General features: G+C 41.2%; 3 protein-coding genes. All 3 read right to left on the bottom strand.

Translation table 11 applies throughout. The annotated features are described in order from the left end of the window. Positions 1-317: 317 nt before the first annotated feature. Complete coding sequence (locus NC238_14670) at positions 318-1334, bottom strand: HaeIII family restriction endonuclease (protein ID MCM1567151.1); 1017 nt, start codon at positions 1332-1334, stop codon at positions 318-320. Then, a complete protein-coding gene (locus NC238_14665; protein ID MCM1567150.1) occupies positions 1327-2178 on the bottom strand; it encodes a DNA adenine methylase in 852 nt (283 codons plus the stop codon). Before NC238_14665 ends, NC238_14670 begins: the two co-directional genes overlap by 8 nt. Before the next feature lie 113 nt (positions 2179-2291). Continuing rightward, positions 2292-2689 (bottom strand): uridine monophosphate kinase (locus tag NC238_14660; GenBank protein ID MCM1567149.1); only part of this gene is annotated, 398 nt, incomplete at its 5' end.

Raw genomic sequence — 2689 nt, 5'->3', positions numbered from 1 at the left:
AAGGGACGGGGAAAATGCCCGCGGTACCACCCTGGTTGGTCACGATCGTGACCCGCTTGGTCCGACAGTCTGCTGACGATCGGCTGCCCCGATAACGCCGGGCGCGGCGGCTCAAGTTAGTAGCAAGAAGCATTCGCCTGAGCGGCTCGGGAGGGAACTTCGTCCGGATCCTGCCGGGCGGGCGTCTCAATCCGTGCACCCGCGTCCCTGTCGGGTTTCCCCGGCGTACTTTCCTCCGTCATGGCCTGATGGAGGTATTATAGCGGAGAGAAGAGGGAAAGGCAAGAGAATTGTTTTAATGGGTTATTCTAGAATAATTACCATTGCTCTGACCAAGTATTTACAGGGTTACCAGCGAATCTTATATCAAACTTTAAACTCGGAATAATATTTGTTTCAGCATTGTGTAAGCGTAGAGTGAATTGCCATCCATTATCCAAAATAATCTCTACCCAACTTGGCCGATTATGATATTTTCCTATCGAAACTATACGTGTTGGTTTCTGATTGGATTGTGAAGGTATCCTAATAATTGGCAATATACCATCACAATCTTGGTTTAGATTACCTCTTAAATTAAATGCCTGTAGGTCAGTTACACGTTGAATTTTCTGTGCAATTAATTTATAAAAATCATATTTACCAATAAGATAATTCACTAGCAATTCAGAAAGATTTGGATTCTTTATGCTTTGAAAATTCATTTCATTTATAAACGCAGTAATCATGGGTAGATATACAAGCTCAACCTTGCTTGGTAACTTATTCCAAGGAGTCCCTAAATATTTATTAATATAATCCATAGGGATTTTAATTTCTTCCCAATAGCGGTCACTACAAGAAAACCCAAACCAGGATTGGCAAAAATCAAGGTGTTCCGCCAATCTTGAATTTTTTATCACATCGTTATTCCATTTGGCTGAAATCCCAATTTCCCAATGATTTGTATGGTTTGGTGAAACGTTTTGTACTACTCTTCGTTTTGAATTTGCGATTTGTCTTATCATAACAACATCTCTAACATCACCCGCGATGCCAGATGATGAGGGTTTTGCATATATTTCAATTGGGTCGTCTGGTGTGGTATGTGTCAACCTGGGTTCCATATCAAGGATTTTTCTTATTCCAGCTCTAGCCGCTAATAACATTGATTCTCTCAAAACAGGATCTGTGGATTCAAAGTTTCTTTTTACATTTTCAAAAGCCGCATCTTCAACAATATGATAATGGCATGACCCCTCTTGATGACTTTTTATCCAATCGTTAATCTGAATTGGCAGGGAATGAATGATCGAGTATTCAAATGAGTATCCGTTTCTTGCTTGATTAGGCACTACATCCTCCAATGATCTCTGGAATATCGTTGCTTAAGATGATAACCTCTTTTGATGCCTTATTAGAAGACATTCCATATTTCCATTCTGGGTATAAAATTCGAAAACCTTTGTATAACTCACGAATTTCTTCGCAATTGTTATAGGATAATATCCATTTCGAACGTTTTTTTAACATTTGCCATAGGTTGTGATGATCAAACCCTTTATGTGTGCTACCTTTTCTACCGTAAAGACTAGATTCAATTAAATAAGGAGGGTCTAAGTAAAAGAAATTCCCATCTTCATACATCAAGGTAAGTTTAAAGTCTTGCTTTTGAACGGTAAGGTTTGGTAAATAAAAATTCCGTAGATAGTTAATAGAAGATTGAGTAAATCTTGGATGCCCAGGTGACATACCCCCACTAAGTGTTGCACCAGAAAAAGATGCTCTATTCAGTACAAAGAATTGAGCTGCAATTTCAAGTTTTGTTGTTGGGAAAGCTTTTTGAAGTGCATAAAATCTAGATTTATCAAGTGGATAATATTTCAGAGCTTCGTCTGCAAGTTGGGTTGGGTTACTTAATAATTCTTGCCAAAAAGCTACAAGTGGATCGAATATATCGAACCCTAAAACTTTAACTCCAAAAAATGCACTCGCAATCTCAATAGAACCACCACCAAAAAATGGCGATACTAAAATTTCCGTATCTGCGGGAATCAACGAAAGGATAATACTTACTGCACGAGCTTTTCCACCTGGGTAACGTAGAGGAGATTTTGGGTACGATCTTTTTTCTTTCCCATGAACCCAAACAATATTTTCCTTTATATGTGGTGAGAAGAAATCAGTCGATAGATTCATGTTAATAGTATAAACTATTGTTGTAGTATAAACTATTGAAGTAGTATATATTGTGTTGCCAATTAAAAGACCCGACCTTTGCAGGTCAGGTCTGATCTCATTGTTTCAATTCCCTAATGAATGATCGTCCCCACTTTTTCGCCAAAGAGGGCTTTCTTCAGCGCGCTTTCATCCCACAGGTTCAATACGTGGATCAGCAGCTTGTGCTCCATGCACATCGTCACCGCGGTGGTGTCCATCACTCCCAGGCGCAGGTTGATGAAATCGATGTAGGAGAGCTCGTCAAACTTTTCCGCTTTCGCATTCTGCTTCGGATCGCAATCGTAGATGCCGTCCACCTTGGTGGCCTTGATGAGCACGTCGGCTTCCATCTCCATTGCGCGCAGCGCGGCGGCGGTATCGGTGGAGAAGTACGGGTTGCCGGTTCCCCCGCCGAAGATGACCACGCGCCCTTTTTCCAGGTGGCGAATGGCGCGCCGGCGGATATAGGGTTCGGCGACGGTTTTCATTT

The sequence above is a fragment of the Dehalobacter sp. genome (assembly GCA_023667845.1).
Taxonomy (GTDB): Bacteria; Bacillota; Desulfitobacteriia; order Desulfitobacteriales; family Syntrophobotulaceae; genus Dehalobacter.
This window is presented reverse-complemented; position numbering and strand designations above follow the sequence as displayed.

Coding starts and splice junctions, on each gene's coding strand:
- NC238_14665 (MCM1567150.1), bottom strand. CDS start 2,178: ATGAATCTATCGACTGATTTCTTCTCACCACATATAAAGGAAAATATT.